The organism is Comamonas sp. 17RB (assembly GCF_030056555.1).
Classification (GTDB): domain Bacteria; phylum Pseudomonadota; class Gammaproteobacteria; order Burkholderiales; family Burkholderiaceae_C; genus Comamonas; species Comamonas terrigena.
In genome coordinates this window covers 74,200-100,195 of the sequence record NZ_JASHHY010000012.1, presented here as the reverse complement: position 1 = coordinate 100,195, position 25,996 = coordinate 74,200, and the positions used below count along the sequence as shown (strand labels likewise).

Here is a 25,996-nt window from a genome sequence, read left to right as displayed (position 1 = left end):
GACGGATAGTGAATTTACGTGCCTATCGCCAGGGCTCGTTACATATTCATACATCAGGAGACAAACATGGCTATCAACGCAGCAAAGGGCGTGGGCGCGCAGGGGGCGGGCACAGTCCGGCCCATGACGCCGGAAGAGCGCAAAGTGATTTTCGCGTCTTCACTCGGAACCGTTTTCGAGTGGTACGACTTCTACCTGTACGGGTCGCTGGCAGCCATCATTGCCAAGCAGTTCTTCAGCGGACTGGATGCCGGATCGGCCTTCATCTTTGCGCTGCTGGCCTTTGCTGCGGGCTTCATCGTGCGCCCCTTTGGCGCGCTGGTGTTCGGCCGCCTGGGCGACATGATCGGTCGCAAGTACACCTTCCTGGTGACCATCCTGATCATGGGTGTGTCCACCTTCATCGTGGGTATCCTGCCCAACTACGCCGCCATCGGCGTGGCGGCTCCGGTCATCCTGATCGTGCTGCGCATGCTGCAAGGTCTGGCACTGGGCGGCGAGTACGGTGGTGCTGCCACCTACGTGGCCGAGCATGCACCGCACGGCAAGCGCGGCGCCTATACCGCCTGGATCCAGACCACGGCCACGATCGGCCTGTTCCTGTCGCTGATCGTGATCCTGGGGGTGCGTACCACCGTGGGTGAAGAAGCCTTCCAAGACTGGGGCTGGCGCATTCCGTTCCTGGTGTCGCTGGTGCTGCTGGGCATTTCGGTGTGGATCCGTATGCAGCTGTCCGAGTCGCCCGCCTTCCAGAAGATGAAGGCCGAAGGCAAGGTCTCCAAGGCCCCGCTGTCGGAAGCCTTTGGCCAGTGGAAGAACCTGAAGGTCGTGATCCTGGCCCTGGTGGGTCTGACCGCCGGCCAGGCCGTGGTGTGGTACACCGGCCAGTTCTATGCCCTGTTCTTCCTGACGCAGCAGCTGAAGGTCGATGCTGTGACGGCCAACCTGATGATCGCTGCCGCGCTGCTGCTGGGCACGCCTTTCTTCGTGGTCTTCGGCACGCTGTCGGACAAGATCGGCCGCAAGCCCATCATCATGATGGGTTGCGTGCTGGCTGTGGTGACCTACTTCCCCGCCTTCAAGATGCTCACCGAAGCTGCCAACCCGGCGCTGGCCGCCGCACAGGCCGCCAACAAGGTGGTGATCGTGGCAGACCCGGCCGAGTGCTCGTTCCAGTTCAACCCCACCGGCACGACCAAGTTCACCAGCTCCTGCGACGTGGCCAAGCAAGCGCTGGCCAACCGTTCGGTGAGCTATGAAAGCGAAGTCGCTCCGGCTGGTACGCCGGCCGTGATCAAGATCGGCAGCCACACCATCCCCAGCTACTCGCTCAAGGGCCTGAGCCCCGATGAACTGAAGGCCAAGGGCGCCGAGTTCAACAAGGCCGTGAGCGAAACACTGAAGAACGACGGCTACCCCGAGAAGGCTGACCCCGCCAAGATGAACAAGGTCATGATGATCGTGATCCTGTTCTATCTGGTGCTGCTGGTGACCATGGTCTATGGCCCCATCGCTGCCATCCTGGTGGAGATGTTCCCCACCCGCATCCGCTACACCTCGATGAGCCTGCCCTACCACATCGGCAATGGCTGGTTCGGCGGCCTGCTGCCCACCATGTCCTTCGCCATCGTGGCGCAGACCGGCAATATGTACAACGGCCTGTGGTACCCCATCATCATCGCCGGTGCGACGGCCGTGATCGGTACCCTGTTCCTGCGTGAAACCAAGGACGTGGACATCTACGCCGAAGACTGAAAGCGCACCATTTGGGCGCAAGCCTGAATGAATTTGCACCCCGATGGCGCAAGCCGTCGGGGTTTGCTTTTTGTGGCTGGTGCATGCTGGTGCGCGGTGTTGTTGCAAAACATCAGATGCCGCTTTTGCGCCCAGCTGGCAAGGGTTTTGGGCGACATGCCACCTACAATTTGTCTACCTAGCAGCCGTCAGAAGCAAGGCACAGCGCCTCAAGCCTTCGGCCCCGCTGGCACCAACGAACTGAAACCATCCACAAGGAAATCCAATGAAGATCCAACGTCTGATGCTGGCCGTTCTGGCCGTGTGCGGTACCTCGGCTGCTCTGGCTCAAAGCAGCGTGACCATCTATGGTCGTGTGAACACCACCGTGGAGCGCCAAAAGTCTGGTGATGAAACCAAGACCGGCCTGTTCAACAACGCTTCGCGTATCGGTTTCATGGGTACCGAAGATCTGGGCGGCGGCCTGAAGGCTGGCTTCGTGCTGGAGTCGGGCTTCAACTCGGACGACGGCTCTTCCGACAGCCGTGGCTTCTTCGCCCGTCAAAGCGAAGTGAACCTGTCCGGCAACTTCGGTATGGTGCGTCTGGGTCGCTGGACTGCTCCTTCCTACTTCGCAACGGCTGATTACATCAGCATGCACAACCACGACACCGGTTCGTCGTCGGACGCGTTCTACGCCTACGTGATGAACGACGCGTACACGAACTCCAACGGCGTGAGCTACAAGACGCCTACCTTCGGTGGCTTCAACCTGGAAGTCGGCACCGGTCTGTACGAAAAGAACCCCAAGTACGGCACCAAGAACGTGTATGACGTGGCTGCCAACTACGACAACGGCGGTCTGGGCCTGGGTGCTGGCTACTCCAAGCTGGACCAGTCCTACCAATACGCTCTGCGTGGTTCGTACAACTTCGGTGGTTCCTTCATCCTGGGTGCCTACGTGCAGCGCAGCAAGGATTGGGGCTTTGATGGCGGCTCGGTGCTGGTCGGTGCCGGTACCCGCACGACCTATCGTCTGTCCGGTGCCTACATGCTGGGCGCCAACGAGTTCCACCTGAACGTGGGCCGTGCCGGCAAGATGAAGAATGTGGCCGACAGCAGCGCCATGCAGTACACCCTGGGCTACAACTACAACCTGAGCAAGCGCACCAAGGTGTACGGCTACTACACCAAGGTCAGCAACAAGGCCGGCGCCAGCTACATGACTGGTACCAGCGGCGACGACTTCTCCTCCTTCGCCGTCGGCATCCGCCACAACTTCTAATCACCCGGCAGCGTAAGCTGCTTGCAATCCAAGGCTGTTTCAATCGGCCTTGGTCTGCTTCAAGGTGCAGGCCCTGCGTTGGCAACAACGCAGGGCCTTTTTCTTGGTCCAGAGCCCGCCGGCCATTGCGCCATTGTTGGTACACAAGATGATTGGAGACAAAGCATGTGGAAGATTGTTGTGGGTTTTGTGGTGTTTGCCGCAGTGAGCCTGTTCGTGATCATGAAGGCCGGTGACAAGGTGGATATGAGCGGTGAAAAGCACGGCGCCGATGCCGTGCATGTGCCGGAGCCCGCCCCTGCAGCGCCTGCCGCACCGGCCGCAGAAGCGCCTGCCGCCGCACCTGCTGCCGAGGCGCCGGCCGCGCCCGCTGCACCGGCCGAAGCCAAGTAAGGCCTACCTCGCCGATGAGGGCGCCGCGTGCGCCTGCTGCCAAGCCCCTGTCGCTACGCAGGGGCTTTTTTGTGGAGCAAACGCTGGGTCTCTTCATGCCCAATCACGGCTTATGCAGCGCACAAGCGCAGAAGGCGCTCCTGTTTGAAGAGCGACGACCCAGAATGCGGGAGGGATGCGGTACAGGTGCCTAGAATGTTCGGCCTCCTTCCGAAAAGTACACCGCAATGACCCAGGGCCAGATCCGCATCCGTGGCGCACGCCAGCACAACCTGCAAAACGTTGACCTCGACATCCGCACCGGTGAATTGACGGTGGTGACCGGCCCCAGCGGCTCGGGCAAGTCCAGCCTGGTGTTCGATACGCTGTTTGCCGAAGGGCAGCGCCGCTACGTCGAGACGTTCAGCGCCTATGCGCGCCAGTTTCTGGACCGCATGGACAAGCCCGCCGTGGACCGGGTGGAAGGCGTTCCGCCGGCGATTGCCATCGACCAGACCAACCCGGTGCGCAATTCGCGCTCCACGGTGGGCACGATGACGGAGCTGAACGACCACCTGAAGCTGCTGTTCGCCCGCGCTGCGCATTTGTTCGACCGTGCCACCGGCCTGCCGGTGCAGCACGACACGGCAGAGACGATCTACGCCGCGTTGCAGCAGCGCTGCGAGGCCGCAGGCGACCCGCGCATTGCGCTGACCTTCCCGGTGGAACTGCCGGCCAATACCTCGGCCGAAGAAGTGGAGCAGTGGCTGTCCGCCAGCGGTTTCACCAAGGTGCAGGCCGAGCGCGAGGTGGAACGCGCACACGCCGCATCGGACGTGCCGGCCAAGGGCAAGAAGGCCAAGGCCGTGGCCCCCGAAAAAATCAAGGTGCTGGACGTGGTGGCCGACCGCTTTCGCGTCAGCCGTGTGGAACGTGCCCGGGCCATGGAGGCCATCGAGGTGGCGCTCAAGCGCGGCAGCGGGCGGCTGACGGTGTATGTGATGCCGGAAGAGGGCGAGCCGTACCTGTGGAAGTTCTCCGAAGGTCTGCATTGCCCGGAAAGCAATCTGAGCTACACGGCACCCATGCCTTCGCTGTTTTCGTTCAACTCGGCCGTGGGCGCGTGCGACAGCTGCCGCGGCTTTGGACGGGTGATCGGCGTGGACTGGGGGCTGGTGATTCCCAACGACAAGCTCACGTTGCGCACCGGCGCCATCAAGGCCATCCAGACGCCGGCCTGGAAAGAGATCCAGGACGACCTGATGCGCCATGCCGAGGCCGAAGGCATTCCGCGCGACATCGCCTGGAGCAAGCTCACGGACGAGCAGAAGCACTGGGTGATCGATGGCTCGCCCCAGTGGAACGGCAAGTGGAACCAGACCTGGTACGGCATACGCCGCTTCTTCGAGTACCTGGAAACCAAGGCCTACAAGATGCACATCCGCGTGCTGCTGTCCAAGTACCGCAGCTACACGGAATGCCCGGCCTGTCAGGGCGCACGGCTCAAGACCGAAAGCCTGCTGTGGCGCATCGGCGGCAAGCCGCAGGCCGATGCGGTGCTGCCGGCCGAACAGCGTTTCATGCCGGTGGGCGTGGACTGGTCGCCCGCACAGCTGCAGGCCCTGCCGGGACTGAACCTGCACGACCTGATGCGCCTGCCCATCACCCGGCTGAGCCAGTTCTTTGACAGCCTGAAGCTCACGGACCAGATGGGCCTGGCCGAAGGCGAGTTGCAGGCGCTGAAGCTGCTGAACGAGGAAATCGGCACCCGCCTGCGCTACCTGGTGGATGTGGGCATTGGCTACCTCACGCTGGACCGCCAGAGCCGCACGCTCAGCGGCGGCGAGGTGCAGCGCATCAACCTGACCACGGCCCTGGGCACATCGCTGGTGAACACGCTGTTTGTGCTGGACGAGCCCAGCATCGGCCTGCACCCGCGCGACATGGAGCGCATCACCCAGGCCATGCACCGCCTGCGCGATGCCGGCAACACGCTGGTGGTGGTGGAGCACGACCCGGCGGTGATGTTCGCTGCCGACCGCATGATCGACATGGGGCCGGGCCCTGGTGCCAAGGGCGGCCACATCGTGTTCGACGGCACGCCCGAAGAACTGAAGCGGGCCGACACCCTGACCGGTGCCTACCTGGGTGGCCGCAAGCAGGTGGGCTTCGGTATCAAGCGCATGGTGACCGAATCCACGCCACGCCTGATTCTGGAAGGCGCACGCGAACACAATCTGCAGAACCTGAACGTGGACTTCCCGCTGCAGCGGCTGGTGACGGTGACCGGTGTGTCCGGCTCAGGCAAGTCCACGCTGATCCAGGACATTCTGGCGCCTGCGCTGATGCGCCACTTCGGCAAGCCCACCGACAGCCCGGGTGCGCACGACCGCCTGCTGGGGGCCGATCACCTGGCCGATGTGGTGTTCGTGGACCAGTCGCCCATCGGCAAGACGGCCCGCTCCAATCCGGTGAGCTATGTGGGCGCCTGGGACAGCATCCGCGAGCTGTTTGCGCTGACGCCGCTGTCGCAGCAACGCAGCTACAACGCGGCCAAGTTCAGCTTCAACAGTGGCGACGGGCGTTGCCCCACCTGCGGCGGCTCGGGCTTCGAGCATGTGGAGATGCAGTTCCTGTCCGACGTGTACCTGCGCTGCCCGGACTGCAACGGCAGCCGCTACCGGCCCGAGATTCTGGAAATCACGCTGGAACGTGGTGGCCGCGCACTGAGCGTGGCCGATGTGCTGGAGCTGACCGTGGCCGAGGCGGCCTTGCTGTTCAGCCAGGACGCGGACGTGATCCGCGCACTGCAGCCCATCGTCGATGTGGGCCTGGAATATGTAAAGCTGGGCCAGCCCGTGCCCACGCTGTCCGGGGGGGAGGCGCAGCGCCTGAAGCTGGCGGGCTTCCTGGCCGAAGCCGCCAGGACGGCGTCCAAGTCCAAACAGAAGCTGGCGCGCAAGGGCACGCTGTTCCTGTTCGACGAGCCCACCACCGGGTTGCACTTCGAGGACATTGCCAAGCTGATGCGCGCGCTGCGCAAGCTGCTGGAAGCGGGCAACAGCCTGATCGTCATCGAACACAACCTGGACGTGATCCGGGCCAGCGACTGGCTGATCGACCTGGGGCCGGAAGGCGGCGATGGCGGCGGCCAGATCGTGGCCCAGGGCACGCCCGAAGAGGTGCGTCAGGTCAAGGCCTCGCACACCGCCCAGGCGCTGCGGGAGTACGACCAGGCCATGGGCGTGGGCGGCCAGCGCGTGGAAGAGGTGGCGCCCATGCTCACCAAGACCGAACGCTCCAAGCGCTCCGCAACCGCTTCGGCCTCCGTGGCCAAGAATGCCATCGAGATCGTCAATGCCAAGGAACACAATCTGAAAAACCTGAGCGTGGACATTCCGCGCGGCAAGTTCAATGTGGTGACCGGGGTGTCGGGTTCGGGCAAGTCCACGCTGGCGTTCGACATCCTGTTCAACGAAGGCCAGCGCCGCTACCTGGAGTCGCTGAACGCCTATGCACGTTCCATCGTGCAGCCGGCAGGCCGGCCCGAGGTGGATGCGGTCTGGGGCATTCCGCCCACCGTGGCCATCGAGCAGCGCCTGTCGCGCGGCGGGCGCAAGTCCACCGTGGGCACGACCACCGAAGTCTGGCATTTCCTGCGCCTGCTCTACGTGAAGCTGGGCACCCAGCACTGCGTGCACGATGGCGCCGCAGTGGAGCCGCAAACCCCCGAACGCATCGCCGCCCAGCTGCTGGGCCATTTCAAGGGCCAGCACATCGGTCTGCTGGCGCCGCTGGTGATTGCACGCAAGGGCGTGTACACTGAACTGGCCGACTGGGCGCGCCCCAAGGGCTATACGCACCTGCGGGTGGATGGCGCATTTCTGCCGACCACCGGCTTTCCGCGCCTGGACCGCTTCAAGGAGCACACCATTGAGCTGCCGGTGGCCAGCGTCAAGGTCACGGCCGCCAACGAAGCGGCGCTGCGCACGCAGCTGGCCAAGACGCTGGAGATCGGCAAGGGCGTGGTGCATGTGCTGTCGGGCATCGACAACCTGGAAACGGCGATTGCCGCCGCCGACCAGGGCAAGGGCGTGGGCACACTGCAGGTGTTCTCCACCCAGCGCGCCTGCCCCATCTGCGCCACCAGCTATGCCGAGCTGGATCCGCGCCTGTTCAGCTACAACAGCAAGCACGGCTGGTGCCCGGACTGCGTGGGCACGGGCGTCAAGCTGACCAAGGAACAGCGCAAGGTCTACGACGACAGCACCTTGGCCGAAGACAACCGTGGCCGTGAACTGACGTTCGATGGCCAGGAAGTGGAAGACCTGCAGGAAACCACCTGTCCCACCTGCAAGGGCACGCGCCTCAACCCCACGGCCCGGGCCGTGCTGTTCCACGGGCTGTCGGTGACGGCATTGGGCCAGATGTCGGTGACCAGTCTGCGCGAGTGGTTCCAGGCGCTGCAGCCCACGGGCCGCGAGGCCGATATCGCCCGCGATCTGCTGCCCGAAATCCTGGGCCGCCTCGAATTCCTGGAAGAGGTGGGTCTGGGCTATCTGACGCTGGACCGCGGCGCCCCCACCCTGAGCGGTGGGGAAGCGCAGCGCATCCGCCTTGCCGCCCAGCTGGGTAGCAATCTGCAAGGCGTGTGCTATGTGCTGGACGAGCCCACCATCGGCCTGCATGCCCGCGACAACCACATCCTGCTGAACGCCCTGCACAAGCTGGGCGACAAGGGCAACACCCTGGTGGTGGTGGAGCACGATGAAGACACCATCCGCCGCGCCGACCACGTGATCGATATCGGCCCCAGCGCCGGCAAGCGCGGTGGCGAACTGGTGGCCCAGGGCACGCCGGCCGACATCATGGCGGCCGCCAATTCGCAGACCGGCCGCTATCTGCTGCATGCCATGCGCCACCCCTACCAGGCACGCCGTCCGGTACTGGGCATGGTGGATGCCGCCACGCTCGACACCGGGACCGCTGCTGCGGCCGCTGACGGCGCGAAGCCCAAGAAACGGACCAAGAAGCAGATCGCGGCCGATGTGGCCGCGGCGCTGCAGGCCGCCAGTGCCGAGGCCAATGCCCAGCTGGGGCAGCCGGTGTCCACGACCGGCCCGCTGCACTGGCTGACGGTGGCGGGTGCCCAGTTGCACAATCTGCAGGAGGTGGAGGCCAGCGTGCCGCTCAAGCGCCTGGTGGCGGTGACAGGGGTGTCCGGATCCGGCAAGTCCACGCTGGCGCGCGATGTGCTGCTGGCCAATGTGGCCACGCTGGTGGCACAGAACGCCACCCGGGCCGGCCGCGAGGAGATGGAAGCGGGCAAACGCATCAGGCTGGTGGGTGCCAAGACTGTGACCGGCACCGAGGTCATCGACCGTGTGCTGGAAGTGGACCAGACGCCCATCGGCAAGACGCCACGCTCCTGCCCGGCCACCTACATCGGTTTCTGGGACACCATCCGCAAGCTGTTTGCCGACACGCTGGAAGCCAAGGCCCGCGGCTATGGGGCCGGGCGCTTCAGCTTCAACACCGGCGAAGGCCGTTGCCCGGCGTGCGAAGGCCAGGGCATGCGCACCATCGAAATGAGCTTTCTGCCGGATGTGAAAGTGCCGTGCGAAACCTGCCACGGCGCGCGTTTCAATGTCGAGACGCTGGCCGTGACCTGGCGCGGCAAGAGCATTGGCGACGTGCTGCAGATGGAGGTGGACGAGGCCGTGGCCTTCTTTGCCTCCATGCCCAATATCGCCCACCCGCTGCAGCTGCTCAAGGATGTGGGGCTGGGCTATCTGACGCTGGGCCAGCCTTCTCCCACGCTCTCCGGGGGCGAAGCGCAGCGCATCAAGCTGGTGACCGAGCTGACCAAGGTGCGCGACGACGTCACCAAGCGCGGCAACAAGGCGCCGCACACGCTGTACGTGCTGGACGAGCCCACGGTGGGCCTGCACATGGCCGACGTGGACAAGCTGATCCGGGTGCTGCACCGCCTGGTGGACGCCGGCCACAGCGTGGTGGTGATCGAGCACGACCTGGATGTGATTGCCGAAGCCGACTGGATCATCGACCTGGGCCCCGAAGGCGGCACCGGCGGCGGCCAGATCGTGGCAGCGGGTACGCCGGAAGACCTGGTCAGGGCCGGCACCCACACCGGCAAGGCCTTGGCGCCGGTGCTGGCGCGGACCTGAGAAAAGCCTCTTGGCCTGCCGACCCTACAGGACACGGCAGGCCAAGGGGGCTGCTTCCGCACCGGGTCACGCCATGGTGTGCCTGTGGGCGCCCGGGCGTGTGGCGGTGCGGGGTGCTGGACCAGGCCTTGTGCCAAGGGCTTCCGACTGGGGCCGGTCATGCCCAGGAATGGCGCACGACCGGCGATTCCCTGGGAGCGATGTCAGTGACCCACCACGGCCACGGGCATGGCGCCGGCCGTGGACGGCAGACGCTGGCTCCAGCCCACCAGCAGCAGACCCACCACGGTGAGTGCGGCCGCAGACCAGCCCAGGGACAGCAGGCCGATGCCCGACAGCACCAGGCCGCCCACCCAGGCACCCAGGGCATTGCCCAGGTTGAAGGCGGCAATGTTCAGGCTGGACGCCAGGTTGGCACCTTGCGCACCGGCTTGCTGCAGCACGCGCATCTGCATGGGGGCCACGGTGGCAAAGGCCACGGTACCCAGCAGCACCACATAGACCATGGCCACGGCGCTGTGGCCAAAGGCCCAGCGGCCGGCGGCCAGCACCACGGCCAGCGTGGCAATGCTCAGCACCAGGGCGCGCATCACGCCGCGGTCGGCCAGCTTGCCGCCCAGCAGGTTGCCGGCGGCCAGACCGGCTCCAAACAGCAGCAGCGTCAGTGCCACCAGGCTGCCGTCCATGTGGGTGATCTGCGTGAGCAGCGGCTCGATATAGGTGTAGAGCGCAAACACGCCGGCAAAACCGAACACGGTGATGCCCAGACCCAGCCAGACCTGGGGATTGCGCAGCACGGCCAGTTCCTGCTGCAGCGGTGGCACGACAGGGCGGCCCTGGTCACGCGGCACGAAGGCCACCAGAATGGCGAAAGCCACCACGCCAATCGCGGCCACGGCGGCAAAGGCCATGCGCCAGCCAAAGTGCTGGCCGATCCAGGCACCGGCAGGCACCCCCAGCAAGGTGGCCAATGTCAGGCCCGAGAACATCAGCGCAATGGCCGAGGCTTTTTTCTCCGCCGGCACCAGGCCGGTGGCCACCACGGCGCCCACGCCAAAGAAGGTGCCGTGGGTCAGCGAGGTCAGCACGCGCGCGGCCATCAGCGACAGGTAGTTGGGGGCGATGACGGCGGCCAGGTTGCCGGCGATGAAGATCAGCATCAGCCCCAGCAGCAGGCGCTTGCGCGGCCAGTGGCGGGTGAGCAGGGTGAGCACCGGGGCGCCCACCGCCACGCCCACGGCGTAGCCCGAGATCAGGGTGCCGGCCGTGGGGATGCTGATGCCCAGGTCGCTGCTGACCTGGGTGAGCAGACCCATGATGATGAATTCCGTGGTGCCAATGCCAAAGGCACCGGCGGCCAGGGCCAGAAGAGAGAGCGGCATGGAAATTGTCCTGTGAAACATGGAAAACGGTAGGGGGGTGACTGTGCGCGTTGTGGCTTCCTTTGTGTAGGTGGAATAATGGAAATGCATTTGTGCCTGTGTGGAATAAATAACCCCGCGATTGCCTGCCATGCCTGATACCGCCCGTTTGTCACCGCTGGTCGCTCCTGGCAGCGAGGTCAACCGTTCCGGGGAGCTGGAAGTGCTGGTGCTGGTGGCCGAACAGGGCAGCCTGTCGGCTGCGGCGCGTTTGCTGGGGGTCTCGCCTTCGGCGGTCAGCAAGACCATGTCGCGGCTGGAGACCCGGCTGGGGGTGCAGTTGCTGCAGCGCAGCACCCGGCGGGTCCAGCTGACGGCGGAGGGGGCGCAACTGGTGGAGCGCGGCAAGCGCCTGCTGGCCGATCTGAACGAACTGGAAGCCGCCGTGGCCGCCCGCAGTGCCCCCCAGGGGGTGGTGCGCATCAGCGCCAGTTCCGCAACCGGCCAGCGCCTGCTGGTGCCGCTGGTGGCGCCTTTGCTGGAGGCGCACCCTGGCATACGGCTGGAACTGCTCTTCACCGACCAGGTGGTGGACCTGGTGGAAGACAGCATCGACATTGCGATCCGCTGGGGCCAGCTGCCGCCCTCCGACATGGTGGCGCGGCGCCTGGGCGCCACGCTGCAGGTGATTGTGGGCGCACCGGACTATCTGGCACGCCATGGCGTGCCGCTGCACCCGGACGAACTGTCTGCCCACCGGCGGCTGGGCTGGACCTACCAGCGTGCCGTTCCGCACTGGCCGTTCCTGGTGGACGGACGGCGGGTGGCGGTGGAGATTGGCGATGTGCTGCGGGTGAACGACGGCGATGTGCTGCGCAGCCTGGCGGTGCAAGGCGCCGGGCTGGCACGGCTGTCCCTGTTCCATGCCTGGGAGGATCTGCAGGCAGGCCACCTGCAGGTGGTGCTGGAAGACTTCAACACCGGCGATCTGGAGCCCATCCATGCGGTCTACCCCGGCAAGCCGGACCGCCTGCCGCCGCGCACGCGGGCGGTGCTGGATTTCCTGCAGGCCAGGGTGGACCTGGGCCACGCGGCGCAGCTGCCGCCGCCCTGGCGGGCGTAAACCGTTTTGCAGCACCTGTGGAACATGCGGCGCATGCACAGGCGCCACCCAGGCGACAATCCCGCCCACCATGACCGCCCCTGAACAGCGCACCATCTACCTGCAGCCTGCCGCACCGCCCAAGCCGGCCATGGGCGCAGCGTGCAATGGCTGCGGACTGTGCTGTCTGGCCGAGCCCTGTCCGCTGGGCATCTTGGTGTCGCGCCGCCGCACCGGGGCCTGCAAGGCCCTGCAGTGGGACGAAGCGGGGCAGCACTACCGCTGCGGCATGGTGAGCGATCCGGGCGCGGTGCTGGGCTGGCAGCAGCCCTGGGCCGTGCGCCTGGTGGCCCGGCTGGCGCGGCGCTGGATTGCGGCGGGCGCGGGCTGCGATGCCGATTGGGAAGCGCAGAAGGCAGAGGAGGCGCAAGAGACACAAGAGGCGCCGCCGCGCCCGTAACGCGCTCAGCTGCGCTTGCGCGGCTTGCCCACCAGGGGCGTGCGTGCCAGTCGCCGGGCGTTGCTGCTGGCCTTGCGTTCAATGGGGGTCAGCGCGGCATTCACCACCTTGGCCACCGGTGCGCTGCTGCGCTCGGTCAGCTTCCACATCGCCCAGGGCGAGCCACCCAGCATGCCGCCGGACAGCGCGGTCTGCCAGGTCGACCAGGCCATGCTCCACGGGCCTTGCAGCATGGCATTCCAGGCGGCCCACCATGACTGGGCAAACGCCATCTGCTTTTCCAGCACCATGCCGGTGAACTCTTTCTGGTCCCGCGCACTGGGCACCGGCCCCGCCAGGGCCATGCGCGCCAGGCGGTGCGCCACCACCTGGGGGGCGGCAATGCCCAGATCGAGGACTTTTTGTTGCGCCTGGACGGTGGCGCGTCGAGAAGCGGATGCCATGGGAATCACCTCCTGAAACCAGTGTGGCACGCAGCGGCGGAGCTGCCGTGCATGGCCGTTGGGAATGTCGGGAATGGGGGGCTGCACGGGAATGCGCAGGCGCAGAGAGAGCAGGGAGCACCCTGTCCACCATAAAGCGGGTGGTGTCGCCGTGGGTTGACGCCTAGGCGACGCCTTCTAGGGGATTGCCCGCAATGGCGGTGCTTTGGCGCAGTTCTACATTTGAAATGTCATTTCTTAATAAGAAAAATGACATTGCCGCCGTCTATAGGGACAGCGGCCGGCCACCCGATAAGAGAGACAGAGACATGGCATTCACTTTCCGCACGCTCACCCTGGGCGCAATCGCCGCCGCAGCCGCCTGCAGCACCGGCCTGGCGCTGGCGCAGGACCCGGCCCAGTGGCCCACCAAGCCCATCAAGCTGACCGTGCCCTACACCCCGGGTGGATCGACCGACATCGTCAGCCGCACGGTGTTCGATGCCGTCAGCAAGAAGCTGGGCCAGCCCGTGATCGTGGAAAACCGCCCAGGTGCCAACAGCACCATCGGGGTGACGCAACTGGCCCGCGCCCCCGCAGACGGCTACAGTTTTGTGAGCGTGCTGGCCGCTTACACGGTGAACATGTCGTTGTACAAGAAGCTGCCTTACAAGCCCACGGACTTCGTGGCCGTGAGCCACATGGCCGATCTGCCGATGTTCCTGTTTGCCGCCAACAAGCTGCCGGTGAAGAGCGCCAAGGAGCTGGCCGAGTATGGCAAGACCCACCCGCTGAACTACGCCTCCAGCGGCACCGGCGCCAGTGCCCACATGATCGGCGCGCGCTTCACCCAGGAAAATGGCCTGAACGCCCAGCATGTGCCCTACAACGGCAGCGCCCCGATTCTGTCCGACCTGATGAGCGGCCAGGTGGATGTGCTGTTTGACCCTGCGCTGGTGCCCATGCCGCATGCCAAGAGTGGCAAGATCAAGGTGCTGGCCGTGGCGTCCAAGCAGCGCTGGCCCGGTGAGCCGAATGTGCCCACCATGGAGGAGTCGGGCTTTCCCGGCTTTGTGATGAATTCCTGGGTCGGTCTGCTGGCCCCCAAGGGCACGCCCCAGCCCATCGTCGACAAGCTGTCCAGGACCATCGCCGAGGCCGTGCAGTCGCCCGAGGTGAAGAACAAGCTGGAGCAGCTGGGCTTTGGCGCCGTCGGCAGCACGCCCGCGCAGTTCCAGGCCCTGATCGACAAGGACACGGCCATGTACAAGAAGGTGATCGAGACCGCCAAGGTCAGCATCGACTGACGCTGGAAGCACGGCATTGCACCGGGGCCCGCTCCGGACGGTGCAAGGCCGGAGCGCTGCAATGAAAAAGCCCGCAGACCTGGTGCTGCGGGCTTTTTTGTTGGCACCCACGGTGCTGGCGTGGGAGGGCTGTGTCGGCCGGTCCCCCGCGCCAGCGCTGTCTATGCCGCCAGGATGTGGTCGGCCAGCTGCACAAAACCGTCGCCGCGCTCGGCAGTGGTCACATAGCGCGGCAGGTGGTGCAGCTGCGGCACGAAGCGCGCAATATTGGCCACGCCCACGGACAGCGGAACGTTCTGGAACATCAGCTGGTCGTTGGTGGAGTCGCCGATGTAGATCCACTGGCCCAGCGTGGCGTCCAGATCGATGTCGAACAGCTCGCGCACGATCCAGCGCGCACCTTCCAGCTTGTTGTGTGCGCCGAACCAGCCATTGATGTGGATGGAGCTGACGGTGGCGTTCATGCCGGCCGCCTTCATGATCTGCACGCACTGGTCGATCTGCGCCTGCGGCATGTGGGTGAACTCGCTGTGGTCCACGGCGATATCGCATTCACGGCCCATGGAATCGGTGGCACGGCTGGCACCGGGCACCGTGGACTCGATCTGGCTCAGCACTTCCTGCATGCGCGCAAAGTTGTGGGCCCGGCTGTCTTCGTCCTGCTGGTAGAGCTTGTCCAGCCCGCCCTGGCCGTTGCGGCGCAGCGCCACGGCACCGTTCTCGGCCACGATGGCATCCACCGGCCAGGCCGATGCAAATGGCACGCTCCAGCCCACAGGGCGGCCGGTGATGGGCACGACCTTCAGGCCGGCCGCCTTGAGGCGGGCGATGGCTGCCACCACATGGGCAGGCACCACGCCCTCGGTGGTCAGGGTGTCGTCGATATCGGTCAGCACGCCCAGCACGTTCGCGGGAACCGGCAGTGCCGACAAGGGTTGCAGAAATTCTTGGCTCACAGTTCTATCCAAATAAACCAGCCCGCATGTGCCTGGCAGATGCGGGCTGTGTCGCGCATGTCAGCGGCGGTCAGTGCGCGGAACCCAGGGCCAGGCCCGCATGCTCGCGCAGGGGGTGGAAGTGGATCTTGGGGAAGCGCTCCTGCGCCAGGCGCACGTCATACGGGCTGGTGCACAGATAGGCCAGCGTGTCGGCGGCATCGTGCGCCAGGCGCAGGGGGTAGGCGTTTTCGAACTCGCGCAGCTCGGCCGGGGAGTCGGCCGTGATCCAGCGGGCGCCGGTGTACTGGCAGCCTTCCAGGCGCACGTCGCAGTCGTATTCGGTCTTCAGACGGTGCTGCACCACTTCAAACTGCAGCTGACCGACCGCGCCCAGCAGCATGTTGCCGCCCACATCGGGCTTGAACACCTGGATCGCGCCTTCTTCACCCAGCTGCATCAGGCCTTGCTGCAGCTGCTTGGTGCGCAGCGGGTTCTTCAGCACCACGGTCATGAACATTTCCGGTGCGAAGAACGGCAGACCGGTGAACTGCAGGCTGGGGCCGTCGGTGATCGAGTCGCCCAGCTGCACGCCACCGTGGATGGTGAAGCCGATGATGTCGCCGGCATAGGCCTCATCCACCGCCTCGCGGCGTTGTGACATGAAGGTGACCACGGAGGTGGGGCGCAGTTCCTTGCCCGTGCGCTGCACCTTCATCTTCATGCCGGGGGTGTACTTGCCGGACGCCACGCGCACGAACGCAATGCGGTCGCGGTGGTTGCTGTCCATATTGGCCTGCACCTTGAAGACCACGCCCGAGAAGCCGCTGTCTTCGGGCTTGACCACGCGCTCTTCGCGGGTGCGGTTCACTTCGGTGAAGGCAATGCGCTGGCCGGGCGGGGGCGACATGTCGACCACGGCGTCCAGCACTTCCATCACACCGAAGTTGTTCACACCGGAGCCGAAGAACACCGGGGTCAGCTTGCCTGCCAGGAAAGCCTCATGGTCCCACTCGGCCGAGGCGCCCACGGCCAGTTCCATGGATTCCAGGGCATCGTCGAACGCCTTGCCAAAGCGTGCGCGCAGCTTGTCGCCTTCGCTCAGCGGAATGACTTCAAAGTCCTTGGGGCCGCGGTCGCTGCCGGGCGTGAACACCGTCATGCTCTGCGTGCGCAGATTGATGATGCCGCCAAAGGACTTGCCCTGGCCCACGGGCCAGGTGATGGGGCAGCAGGGCATGCCCAGTTCGCGCTCGACTTCGTCCATGATGTCCAGCGGATCGCGCACTTCCCGGTCAAACTTGTTGACGAAGGTGATGATGGGCGTGTGGCGCTGGCGGCAGACTTCGATCAGGCGGCGGGTCTGCGATTCCACACCGTTGGCCGCATCGATCACCATCAGCGCCGAGTCCACGGCGGTCAGCACGCGGTAGGTGTCTTCCGAGAAGTCCTTGTGGCCGGGGGTGTCGAGCAGGTTGATCACATGGTCGCGGTAGCTCATCTGCATCACCGACGATGCCACCGAGATGCCGCGCTGCTTTTCGATCTCCATCCAGTCGGAGGTGGCGTGGCGCGAGGCCTTGCGTCCCTTGACGGCGCCGGCAATCTGGATCGCGCCCGAGAACAGCAGCAGCTTTTCGGTCAGCGTGGTCTTGCCCGCGTCCGGGTGGGAGATGATGGCGAACGTACGACGGCGCCGGGTTTCTGAGGCGTATGACACGGTATTGAGTGCGCGTGAAGGCAGGGCGGGCCGGCCAGGATAGAAGGGCGGCCATGGGTCTGCCAGCATGGCAGAGGGCCTGAAGCCCTCCATTTTAACTTTGGCGGCAAAGCGCTGCAGGCATGGGGGCAGGCCTGCAGCGCAGAGAAGAGGTGCCTGGGCGGCGCTTATCCGCCATACTGCAGGCCCGATTGCCCTTGCTGGAGATTTCCATGGCCCTGGCCGCGACTGTGGTGACTGCCTTGATCGCACTGCTGCACCTGTACATCCTGGTGCTGGAGATGTTTCTGTGGGACAAGCCCGCAGGCCGGCGCGCATTCGGCATGTCGCTCGAGCAGGCCCAGGCGACCAAGACCCTCGCCGCCAACCAGGGGCTGTACAACGGATTTCTAGCCGCAGGACTGCTGTGGGGGCTGTGGTGGGGGGGCGCCGAAGGCCTGGCGGTGCAGCGCTTCTTTCTGGGCTGCGTGCTGGTGGCGGGGCTGTATGGCGCAGCCACCGCCAGCCGCAAGATCCTGTGGATACAGGCGGTCCCCGCCGCACTGGCCTTGCTGCTGGGCGGGTGGCACTGACCCGGCTGCGAAGACGACCGCTGTGGCGCGGTCTTGATGCCATCTTGATACCGCAGACGGCAATCTCTACCCGTTCTTGACGGGGGCATTTCTACATTTTCTCCATCGCAATCAGGCTGATTGAACAGCTTGCGGGAGGAAATGAAATGACCATGCACTGGATCGAAGCCCTGGCCGCCGCGGTGGCGCTGGGGCTGTTTGCCTATTTGGGCTATGCGCTGCTGCGCCCCGAGAAATTCTGAGGGGCTGCCATGCACGTGCTGCAAGACCTGATTTTTGTGAGCCTGACGGTGGTCTGCTTTGTCGGACTGCTGGGCCTGGTGCGCGCTCTGGCGCGCCTCTGAAAGGGGGACACCATGTGGTTACCCTGGATGGAATTTGCCGCCGTGCTGACGGCGGCAACCTTGCTGACCATTCCCATGGGCAAGTGGCTGGCCCGCTGCTTTACCAGCGAACACCATGGGTGGCTGGAGCGGCTGAGCTATCGCGCCATGGGCGTGAATCCGCAGGAGCGCATGGGCTGGCAGCGCTATGGCGCAGCCCTGGTGCTGAGCAATGCCGTGATGATGCTGCTGGGCTATCTGCTGCTGCGGCTGCAGGGCAGCCTGCCGCTGAACCCGCTGGCGATTGCGGCGCAGGCCCCCGATCTGGCCTTCAACACCGCCGCCTCCTTCATCACCAATACCAACTGGCAGGCGTACGCGGGCGAGAACAGCCTGAGCAATGCCACGCAGATGGTGGTCATCACCTTTCTGATGTTTGCCGGGGCGACCACGGGGGTGGCGGCCGGTGCGGGCTTTGTGCGCGGTCTGGCCCGTTCGAGTGCCCAGGACATCGGCAATTTCTGGGTGGACTTCGTGCGCGTGTTCTGGCGCGTGCTGCTGCCACTGTCCTTCCTGCTGGCGCTGGTCTATGTGTGGCAGGGCATTCCGCAGACCCTGCACACCGAAGCCGTGGCGACCACGCTGGAAGGTGCCAGACAGCAGCTGCTGGTGGGTCCGGTGGCCAGCCTGGAAAGCATCAAGCACCTGGGCACGAATGGTGGCGGCTTCTTCAGCATGAATGCGGCCCACCCGTTCGAGAACCCGACGCCGCTGACCAATCTGCTGCACATGCTGGCGATGCTGCTGATCCCGGCGGGCATGACCTATGCCTTCGGCGCCATGCTGCTGCGCCGCAAGCAGGGCTGGGTGCTGTTTGCGGCCTGCATGGTGATGTTCATCGGCTTTCTGAGCCTGGTGTTCGTGGCCGAGCAGCAGGGCAGCCAGCTGCTGGCCCGGGCAGGTGCCGACCAGCAGTGGAGTCCGACCCAGTCCGGCGGCAACATGGAGGGCAAGGAGCTGCGTTTCGGAATTGCCGACACGGCCCTGTTTGTCACCGTCACCACGGCCGCCACCACGGGTTCGGTCAACGCCATGCATGACTCGCTGACCCCGCTGGGCAGCCTCACGCCGCTGGCGCAGATGATGCTCAACTGTGTGTTTGGCGGAGACGGCGTGGGCCTGATCAACCTGATCCAGTACGCCATTCTCACGGTGTTTCTGGCCGGCATGATGATCGGGCGGACCCCCGAATTCCTGGGCAAGAAGATCGAGGTGCGCGAGATCAAGCTGGTCATGCTGGCGGTGCTGGTGCCGCCGGCCTGCATCCTGGGCTTCACGGCACTGGCCGTGCTCTGGCCCGATGCGGCCGCCAGCCTCAACAACCGCGGCCCGCACGGTTTCTCGGAAATCCTCTACGCCTATGCCTCGGCCACGGCCAACAACGGATCGGCCTTTGCCGGGCTGAACGCCAACACGCCGTTCTTCAACACCACCATCGGCCTGGCCATGCTGGCAGGGCGCTTTCTGACGCTGCTGCCCATGCTGGCCGTCGCCGGCAGCCTGGCCGCCAAGGCCACGGTCCCCGCCGGCCCCGGCACGTTCCCGACGGCCACGCCGCTGTTCATGGGGCTGCTGGTGTTTGTCGTGCTGGTGGTGGGCGGCCTCACCTTTCTGCCGGCGCTGGCGCTGGGCCCGGTGATCGAGCATCTGCAAATGCTGGTCGGCCAGCTGTACGCATAACGCCCATCCTGCCAACGGTCTGCTGCCATGCGTGGCGGCAGACCCCGGAGCAAACCATGAAAACATTGAATCAAACGCTTTCCGCTGCCGTGGTGCCACACCATGCCGCAGCGCAGACGGAGGCGCCAGCTGCCTCCTGGTCCCGGTTGCTGGGCAGCAGCGTGCGCGCTGCCGTGCTGGTGATGGTGGTCTCGGGCATTGCCTATCCCCTGCTGACCACCGGGGTGGCACAGGCGCTGTTTCCCCTGGCGGCCCATGGCAGCCTGGTGAAGCGCCAGGGGCAGATCGTGGGTTCGGCCCTGATCGGCCAGCAGTTCACCGGGGCGCAGTACTTCCATGGCCGCCCCAGCGCCACCATGGCCCCGGATCCGCAGCAGGAAGGGGCCAGCATTCCCGCCCCCTACAACGCCGGCCTCTCGGGTGCCAGCAACCAGGGGGTGACGCACCAGGATCTGTCAGCGGCCGTGGCACAGCGCGTGGCGCAGTACCGGGCCGACAACGGCCTGGCGGCGGACGCCGCCGTGCCGGTGGATGCGGTCACGGCCTCGGCCTCGGGGCTGGATCCGCACATCTCGCTGGCCAATGCCCTGCTGCAGCTTCCCCGCGTGGCGCAGGCACGCCAGATGCCGCCGGAACGCGTGCAGGCCCTGGTGGAACAGGCCACTGCACCGCGCAGCCTGGGGGTGCTGGGCGAGCCGCGGGTGCAGGTGCTGCAGCTCAATCTGGCGCTGGATGCCCTGCAGCCCAGCCACCAACCGGGGAAGGAGTAAGCCATGCGTGCTCAGAAAATGGGGGCAGGCCACAGCCTGCTGGATGCCCGGCTGGTGAAGTCGGCGCTGTGGGATGCGGTGCGCAAACTCTCACCGCGCACGCAGTGGGCCAACCCGGTGATGTTTGTGGTCTACCTGGGGGCTGTACTGACCAGTCTGCTGTGGGGACAGGGCCTGCTGGCGCCGGATGGCCAGAGCGATGGATTGGTGCTGGCGATCGCACTGTGGCTGTGGTTCACCGTGCTGTTTGCCAACTTTGCCGAGGCCTTGGCCGAGGGGCGCAGCCGCGCCCAGGCGGCCAGCCTGCGCGGCATGAAGCGGGACACCGTGGCCAAGGTGCTGCAGCAGCCGCAGGTGGGCAGTGCGTGGATTCCGATACGCGCCAGCGAGCTGCGCAAGGGGGTAGTGATCTATGTGGAGGCGGGTGACACCATCGCCCTCGATGGCACGGTGATCGACGGTGTGGCCTCGGTGGACGAAAGTGCGATCACCGGCGAATCGGCCCCCGTGATCCGCGAGGCCGGCGGCGACTTCTCGTCCGTGACCGGCGGCACGCGGGTGCTGTCGGACTGGCTGGTGGTGGAGGTCACGGTCAATCCCGGCGAGTCGTTTCTGGACCGCATGATTTCCATGGTCGAGTCGGCCAAGCGCCAGAAGACGCCGAATGAAATGGCGCTGACGATCCTGCTCGTGGGGCTGACGCTGGTGTTTCTGCTGGTCATTGTCACCTTGTGGCCGTTCTCGGCTTTCGCGGTGGCACAGGCCGGCACCGGGTCGGTGGTCGGCATGGCGGTGCTGATTGCGCTGCTGGTCTGCCTGATTCCGACCACGATCGGCGGCCTGCTGTCGGCCATTGGCGTGGCGGGCATGAGCCGCATGATGCAGGCCAATGTCATCGCCACCTCGGGTCGGGCCGTGGAGGCGGCCGGTGACGTGGATGTGCTGCTGCTGGACAAGACCGGCACCATCACCTTGGGCAACCGCCAGGCCAGCGAGTTCCTGCCCGCCCCGGGCGTGACCGGCGCGCAGCTGGCCGAAGCGGCCCAGCTGGCCTCGCTGGCCGATGAAACCCCGGAAGGCCGCAGCGTGGTGTCCCTGGCCAGGGAGCGCCATGGCCTGCCGGAGCGCCGCAGCGCAGACTTTCCGGGCGTGTTCGTGCCCTTCACGGCACAGACGCGCATGAGCGGCGTGGATCTGCAGGGCTCGCAAGGGGAGCGCAGCCTGCGCAAGGGGGCCGCGGATGCCGTGCGCCGGCATGTCGAGGCGCTGGGCGGCAGCTTTCCCGCTTCGGTGCAGCTGTCGGTGGACAACGTCTCGCGCAAGGGCAGCACGCCGCTGGTGGTGGCCGATGGCGCACGGGTGCTGGGCGTGATCGAGCTCAAGGATGTGGTCAAGCCCGGCATGCGCGAGCGCTTTGCCGAGCTGCGCCGCATGGGCATACAGACGGTGATGGTGACTGGCGACAACCCGCTGACGGCCGCTGCAATTGCCGCCGAAGCCGGGGTGGACGATTACCTGGCCGAAGCCCGGCCCGAGGACAAGCTGCAGCTGATCCGCTCGCACCAGGCGGCAGGCCGGCTGGTGGCCATGACCGGGGATGGCACCAACGATGCGCCGGCCCTGGCACAGGCCGATGTGGCCGTGGCCATGAACAGCGGCACCCAGGCGGCGAAAGAAGCCGGCAATATGGTGGACCTGGACAGCAACCCGACCAAGCTGATCGAGGTGGTGGAAACCGGTAAGCAGATGCTGATGACGCGGGGGGCGCTGACCACCTTCAGCATTGCCAACGATGTGGCCAAGTATTTCGCCATCATTCCGGCGGCCTTTGTGGGCACCTACCCGCAGCTGGCCTCGCTCAATGTGATGCAGCTGCACAGCGCGGACTCCGCCATCCTGAGCGCGGTGATCTTCAATGCGCTGATCATCATCGCCCTGGTGCCGCTGGCCTTGCGGGGCGTGCAGTACCGCGCCGTGGGCGCCGCCATCCTGCTGCGCCGCAACCTGCTGATCTACGGACTGGGCGGGCTGATCGTGCCGTTTGTCGGCATCAAGCTGATCGATCTGTTGCTGACCGCGCTGGGGCTGGTATGACATCGAAATCTTCGACAATGACTGCACGATGCCATTGACACCCAGCACCAGCTCCGCGCCTGTGCGTCCGGATCCCGATGTCCTGGTGGCCCAGCTGCAGGCCCAGCAGGCCCAGGCCGGGCGCGGCAAGCTGCGCATCTACTTCGGCTCCAACGCCGGAGTGGGCAAGACCTACGCCATGCTGGCGGCCGCGCAGCGCGAGCGGCAGGCCGGGCGTGGCGTGCTGGTGGGGCTGGTGGAAACACATGGCCGCGCCGAGACCGAGCAGCAGCTGCATGACCTGGAACTGCTGCCGCGGCGCCCGCTGAACTACCAGGGTAAGCAACTGACCGAGTTCGATCTGGACGCCGCCCTGGCACGCCACCCGGACGTGCTGCTGCTGGACGAGCTGGCGCACAGCAATGTCGCCGGTTCGCGCCACCCCAAGCGCTGGCAGGATGTGCAGGAGCTGCTGGAGGCGGGCATCGAGGTCTGGACCACGCTCAACGTCCAGCACCTGGAGAGCCTGAACGATGTGGTGAGCGGCATCGTGGGCATCCAGGTCCATGAGACCGTGCCCGACCACCTGTTCGACGATGCCGATGAGGTCATCGTCGTCGACATTCCCCCGGAAGAGCTGCTCAAGCGCCTGAAGGCGGGCAAGGTCTATCCGCTGGAGCAGGCCGAACGGGCTTCGCGCAATTTCTTCCGGCAGGGCAATCTGCTGGCGCTGCGCGAGCTGGCGCTGCGCCGCACGGCCGACCGGGTCGATGAAGACATGCGCGACTACCGGCGCGAACGCGCCATCGGCGATGTCTGGCCCACGCGCGAGCGCCTGCTGGTGGGCGTGGGCGGCCGCGCCGGTGACGATGCCCTGGTGCGCCAGGTGGCTCGCCTGGCACGGCGGCTGGAAGCCGACTGGGTGGTGGTCTATGTGGATGCCCCGCAGCGCCAGCACCGTCCCCGGGCGGCGCAGGAGGCCGTGCTCAAGACCCTGGCGCTGGCTGCCCGCCTGGGGGCGGAAACCGCCACCATTCCGGGTGCGCAGGTGGCGCAGGCCCTGGTGGACTTTGCGCGCGAGCGCAATGCCAGCCACCTGGTGCTGGCGCGGGTGCACCAACCCTGGATCCGCTGGCTGCCCTGGCGTCCGCCCAGCCTGTCGGAGCAGATCGCCATGCTGGACCCCGGTCTCGATGTGCTGCTGCTGTCCGTCAAAAAGGTCAAGCCTGACAGCAGCCTGCGCTTTCCCGTGGCGCGGGAGCAGGCGATTCCCTGGAAGGGCTATGGGGGCGTGACCTTGGCCTGCCTGGCCGCGACGGCGCTGGCCGAGCTGCTGCTGCAGGTGTTTGACCCGGCCAATGTGGTCATGCTGTTTCTGCTGGTGGTGGTGCTGTCGGCCGTGCGCTGGGGGCGCGGCCCCGGGGCCTGGGCGGCCCTGCTGTCGGTGCTGCTGTTCGACTTCTACTTTGTGCCACCGCGCAATTCGTTCAGCGTCAACGACACGCAATACCTGTTCACCTTCTGTCTGATGCTGGGCGTGGCCCTGGTCTGCGGCCAGCTGACGGCGCGCCTGCGCCATGAGGCGCGGGTGGCCGCCGAGCGCGAACGGCGTGCCGGCGCACTGGCCAGGCTGGCGCGGGATCTGTCGGGCGCATTGACGCAGCAGCAGGTCACGCAGATTGCGCTGACCACGATTTCCGGCGTCTTTGGTGCACAGACCGGCTTGCTGCTGCCCGATGCCGATGAGCAGTTGCAGCTGGCGCAGGGCAGCGAATGCGCCATCGATGCCAGCGTGGGCCGCTGGAGCATGGAGCATGGCCAGATGGCGGGCCAGGGAACGGACACCCTGGCCGCCGCGCCCGCGCTGTATGTGCCGCTGATGGCGCCCGTGCGCTCCCGCGGCGTGCTGGTGCTGCAGCTGAGCGCACCGCAGAAGCTGCGGGTGCCCGAAGAGCGCCGCCTGCTCGATGCCTGTGCCAGCCAGATTGCGCTGGCGCTGGAGCGGGTGCATTTTGTGGACGTGGCGCAGCAGACCCAGATCGCCATGGAAGGCGAGCGCATGCGCAATACCTTGCTCTCCGCCGTGTCGCACGACCTGCGCACCCCGCTGACCGGCATTCTGGGGGCGGCCCAGGCTGCACTGCCCCATGCGCCGCAGGGGCCGGTGCAGCACATGCTGGTGCAGATCCGCAACCAGGCGCAGGCCCTGCAGCAGCTGGTGGACAACCTGCTGGCCATGGCGCGGCTGCAGCAAGGCGGCGTCCACCTGCAGCGCGAGTGGCTGCCGGTGGACGAACTGGTGGGCAGCGCCCTGGCGCAGATGCGCGAGCGCCTGGCCGGGCATGTGCTGCACACGGCGTTGCCAGCCGGTCTGCCCTTGCTGGAGCTGGACGCCGTGCTGATGGAGCGCGTGCTGGTCAATTTGCTGGACAACGCCATCAAATACACCCCTGCAGGCACGGCGATCACCGTGGCCGCGGGAGTGGAGGGCGGAGACTGTGTGCTGAGCGTGCAGGATGCCGGCCCGGGCCTGCCCGCCCACCTGTCGGCGCAGCAGCTGTTCGAGCCCTTTACCCGCGGACAGTCGGAGAGCGCCGTGTTTGGCATGGGGCTGGGGCTGGCCCTGGCGTTGCGCATCGTGCAGGCCCATGGCGGCCGTCTGGAAGTGGCAGCGGCAGAGCCCGGGCCGGGAGCGGTCTTTCGCGTGCGCCTGCCGGTGCCCGAGCAGCCATCCATGGACGATTGAGCCGACAATCCCGTGCACCACCCGCAAACCCGAACATGACGACCGTCGCCCCCCGCATTCTGCTGATCGAAGACGATGCCAGCATCCGCCGCTTTGTGCGCCTGGCGCTGGAGGACGAAGGCTGGCAGGTCTTCGAAGCCGAGACCGCCAAGCGCGGCCTGATCGAGGCCGCCAGCCGCCAGCCCGACGCTGTGGTGCTGGACCTGGGGCTGCCCGATGCCGATGGCAAGACCGTGATTGCCGAGCTGCGCGGCTGGAGTCTGCTGCCGATTCTGGTGCTGTCCGCCCGCGAGCGGGAAGAGGAGAAGGTGGCGGCACTGGATGCCGGTGCGGACGACTACCTGACCAAGCCGTTTGGCGTGCCCGAGCTGCTGGCGCGCCTGCGTGCGATGCTGCGGCGCCGCCAGCAGGCGTCGGCCACCGACAAGCCTGGCACCAGTGCACGCTTTGGCAGCGTGACCGTGGACCTGGCGGCGCACGATGTGGTGCGCGACGGGGTGCCGGTGCACCTGACCCCGATCGAGTTCCGCCTGCTGGCGGCCCTGGTTGCCGGCCACGGCAAGGTGCTGACGCACCGCCAGCTGCTGCTGCAGGTCTGGGGGGCGGAATACCTGGACCGGCCCCACTATCTGCGCGTGCACATGGCCAATCTGCGGCAGAAGCTGGAGCAGGACCCTGCGCAGCCGGCGCACCTGGTGACCGAGCTGCAGGTCGGGTATCGGCTGGTCGGTCTGGCGGCCTGACCGGTCAGTGCCGGTATAATCGCCGCTCATCCGAGGAGCGTTGCAGCGTTCCCCAGCCCCGCCACCCGCGGGGCGTCAGCGGGGCGTGAGGCTCGGATTTCATCCCGCAACGACGCTCACCCACGCTTTCTGTGCGGTGAGAC

The 25,996-nt window shown here is 66.1% G+C and carries 18 protein-coding genes and 1 riboswitch; of the genes, 14 read left to right on the top strand and 4 right to left on the bottom strand.

Features of this window, described 5'->3' with window-relative positions; translation table 11 throughout:
* Positions 1–66 precede the first annotated feature (66 nt).
* The 4 genes from QM470_RS19935 (at position 67) to uvrA (ending at position 9,579) form a co-directional block, all read left to right on the top strand.
* On the top strand, positions 67–1,755 hold the full coding sequence (locus tag QM470_RS19935) for an MFS transporter (protein WP_280010833.1): 1,689 nt from the start codon (positions 67–69) through the stop codon (positions 1,753–1,755).
* Between the two features lie 265 nt (positions 1,756–2,020).
* The gene (locus QM470_RS19930; protein ID WP_283340469.1) at positions 2,021–3,019 is read left to right on the top strand and encodes a porin; all 999 of its coding nucleotides are present in this window, start codon (positions 2,021–2,023) and stop codon (positions 3,017–3,019) included.
* Positions 3,020–3,184: 165 nt separating this feature from the next.
* A complete protein-coding gene (locus tag QM470_RS19925) occupies positions 3,185–3,412 on the top strand; it encodes a hypothetical protein (protein ID WP_066539996.1) in 228 nt (75 codons plus the stop codon).
* A 227-nt stretch (positions 3,413–3,639) separates the two neighbouring features.
* A complete protein-coding gene (gene uvrA / locus QM470_RS19920; protein WP_283340468.1) occupies positions 3,640–9,579 on the top strand; it encodes an excinuclease ABC subunit UvrA in 5,940 nt (1,979 codons plus the stop codon).
* Between the two features lie 203 nt (positions 9,580–9,782).
* Here the strand turns inward: uvrA and QM470_RS19915 are convergent, their stop codons facing one another.
* Positions 9,783–10,961, bottom strand: a complete 1,179-nt coding sequence (locus QM470_RS19915; protein ID WP_218333110.1) for an MFS transporter — start codon at positions 10,959–10,961, stop codon at positions 9,783–9,785.
* A gap of 130 nt (positions 10,962–11,091) precedes the next feature.
* On the opposite strand from QM470_RS19915, the gene QM470_RS19910 reads away from it, so the two are divergent.
* Both QM470_RS19910 and QM470_RS19905 read left to right on the top strand, forming a co-directional pair.
* Positions 11,092–12,063, top strand: a complete 972-nt coding sequence (locus QM470_RS19910) for a LysR family transcriptional regulator (RefSeq protein WP_283340467.1) — start codon at positions 11,092–11,094, stop codon at positions 12,061–12,063.
* Between the two features lie 70 nt (positions 12,064–12,133).
* The gene (locus QM470_RS19905) at positions 12,134–12,502 is read left to right on the top strand and encodes a hypothetical protein (protein WP_283340466.1); all 369 of its coding nucleotides are present in this window, start codon (positions 12,134–12,136) and stop codon (positions 12,500–12,502) included.
* Between the two features lie 5 nt (positions 12,503–12,507).
* Here QM470_RS19905 and QM470_RS19900 read toward each other — a convergent pair whose 3' ends face one another.
* A complete protein-coding gene (locus tag QM470_RS19900; RefSeq protein WP_283340465.1) occupies positions 12,508–12,945 on the bottom strand; it encodes a polyhydroxyalkanoate granule-associated phasin in 438 nt (145 codons plus the stop codon).
* A 308-nt stretch (positions 12,946–13,253) separates the two neighbouring features.
* Between QM470_RS19900 and QM470_RS19895 the strand changes: the two genes are divergently transcribed.
* Positions 13,254–14,231, top strand: coding sequence for a Bug family tripartite tricarboxylate transporter substrate binding protein (locus QM470_RS19895; RefSeq protein ID WP_280010844.1), 978 nt, complete (start codon positions 13,254–13,256; stop codon positions 14,229–14,231).
* 161 nt (positions 14,232–14,392) lie between these two features.
* Here QM470_RS19895 and QM470_RS19890 read toward each other — a convergent pair whose 3' ends face one another.
* Both QM470_RS19890 and QM470_RS19885 read right to left on the bottom strand, forming a co-directional pair.
* Positions 14,393–15,187 carry an HAD-IIB family hydrolase gene (locus QM470_RS19890; protein ID WP_283340464.1) on the bottom strand — a complete coding sequence of 265 codons (795 nt, stop codon included), beginning with the start codon at positions 15,185–15,187 and terminating at the stop codon, positions 14,393–14,395.
* Between the two features lie 70 nt (positions 15,188–15,257).
* Positions 15,258–16,886 (bottom strand): peptide chain release factor 3, encoded by a 1,629-nt coding sequence (locus QM470_RS19885; protein ID WP_272972145.1) that lies wholly within the window; start codon positions 16,884–16,886, stop codon positions 15,258–15,260.
* Between the two features lie 212 nt (positions 16,887–17,098).
* Here QM470_RS19885 and QM470_RS19880 point away from each other — a divergent pair, with 212 nt between their 5' ends.
* From QM470_RS19880 to QM470_RS19850, 7 genes are all read left to right on the top strand, one after another.
* Entirely contained in the window at positions 17,099–17,458 is a 360-nt protein-coding gene (locus QM470_RS19880) for a DUF1304 domain-containing protein (protein ID WP_283340463.1), read from the top strand.
* A 146-nt stretch (positions 17,459–17,604) separates the two neighbouring features.
* A complete protein-coding gene (gene kdpF, locus QM470_RS19875; RefSeq protein ID WP_066540019.1) occupies positions 17,605–17,700 on the top strand; it encodes a K(+)-transporting ATPase subunit F in 96 nt (31 codons plus the stop codon).
* 114 nt (positions 17,701–17,814) lie between these two features.
* On the top strand, positions 17,815–19,521 hold the full coding sequence (gene kdpA, locus QM470_RS19870) for a potassium-transporting ATPase subunit KdpA (protein ID WP_283340462.1): 1,707 nt from the start codon (positions 17,815–17,817) through the stop codon (positions 19,519–19,521).
* A gap of 56 nt (positions 19,522–19,577) precedes the next feature.
* Complete coding sequence (gene kdpC / locus QM470_RS19865; RefSeq protein ID WP_283340461.1) at positions 19,578–20,291, top strand: K(+)-transporting ATPase subunit C; 714 nt, start codon at positions 19,578–19,580, stop codon at positions 20,289–20,291.
* A 3-nt stretch (positions 20,292–20,294) separates the two neighbouring features.
* Positions 20,295–22,385, top strand: coding sequence for a potassium-transporting ATPase subunit KdpB (gene kdpB, locus QM470_RS19860; protein WP_283340460.1), 2,091 nt, complete (start codon positions 20,295–20,297; stop codon positions 22,383–22,385).
* 28 nt (positions 22,386–22,413) lie between these two features.
* Positions 22,414–25,110: a DUF4118 domain-containing protein gene (locus QM470_RS19855; protein WP_283340459.1), complete on the top strand. Its 2,697-nt coding sequence runs from the start codon at positions 22,414–22,416 to the stop codon at positions 25,108–25,110.
* Positions 25,111–25,145: 35 nt separating this feature from the next.
* Entirely contained in the window at positions 25,146–25,853 is a 708-nt protein-coding gene (locus tag QM470_RS19850) for a response regulator (RefSeq protein WP_066540035.1), read from the top strand.
* 26 nt (positions 25,854–25,879) lie between these two features.
* Positions 25,880–25,978: riboswitch (S-adenosyl-L-homocysteine riboswitch) on the top strand.
* The last annotated feature ends 18 nt before the right edge of the window (positions 25,979–25,996 follow it).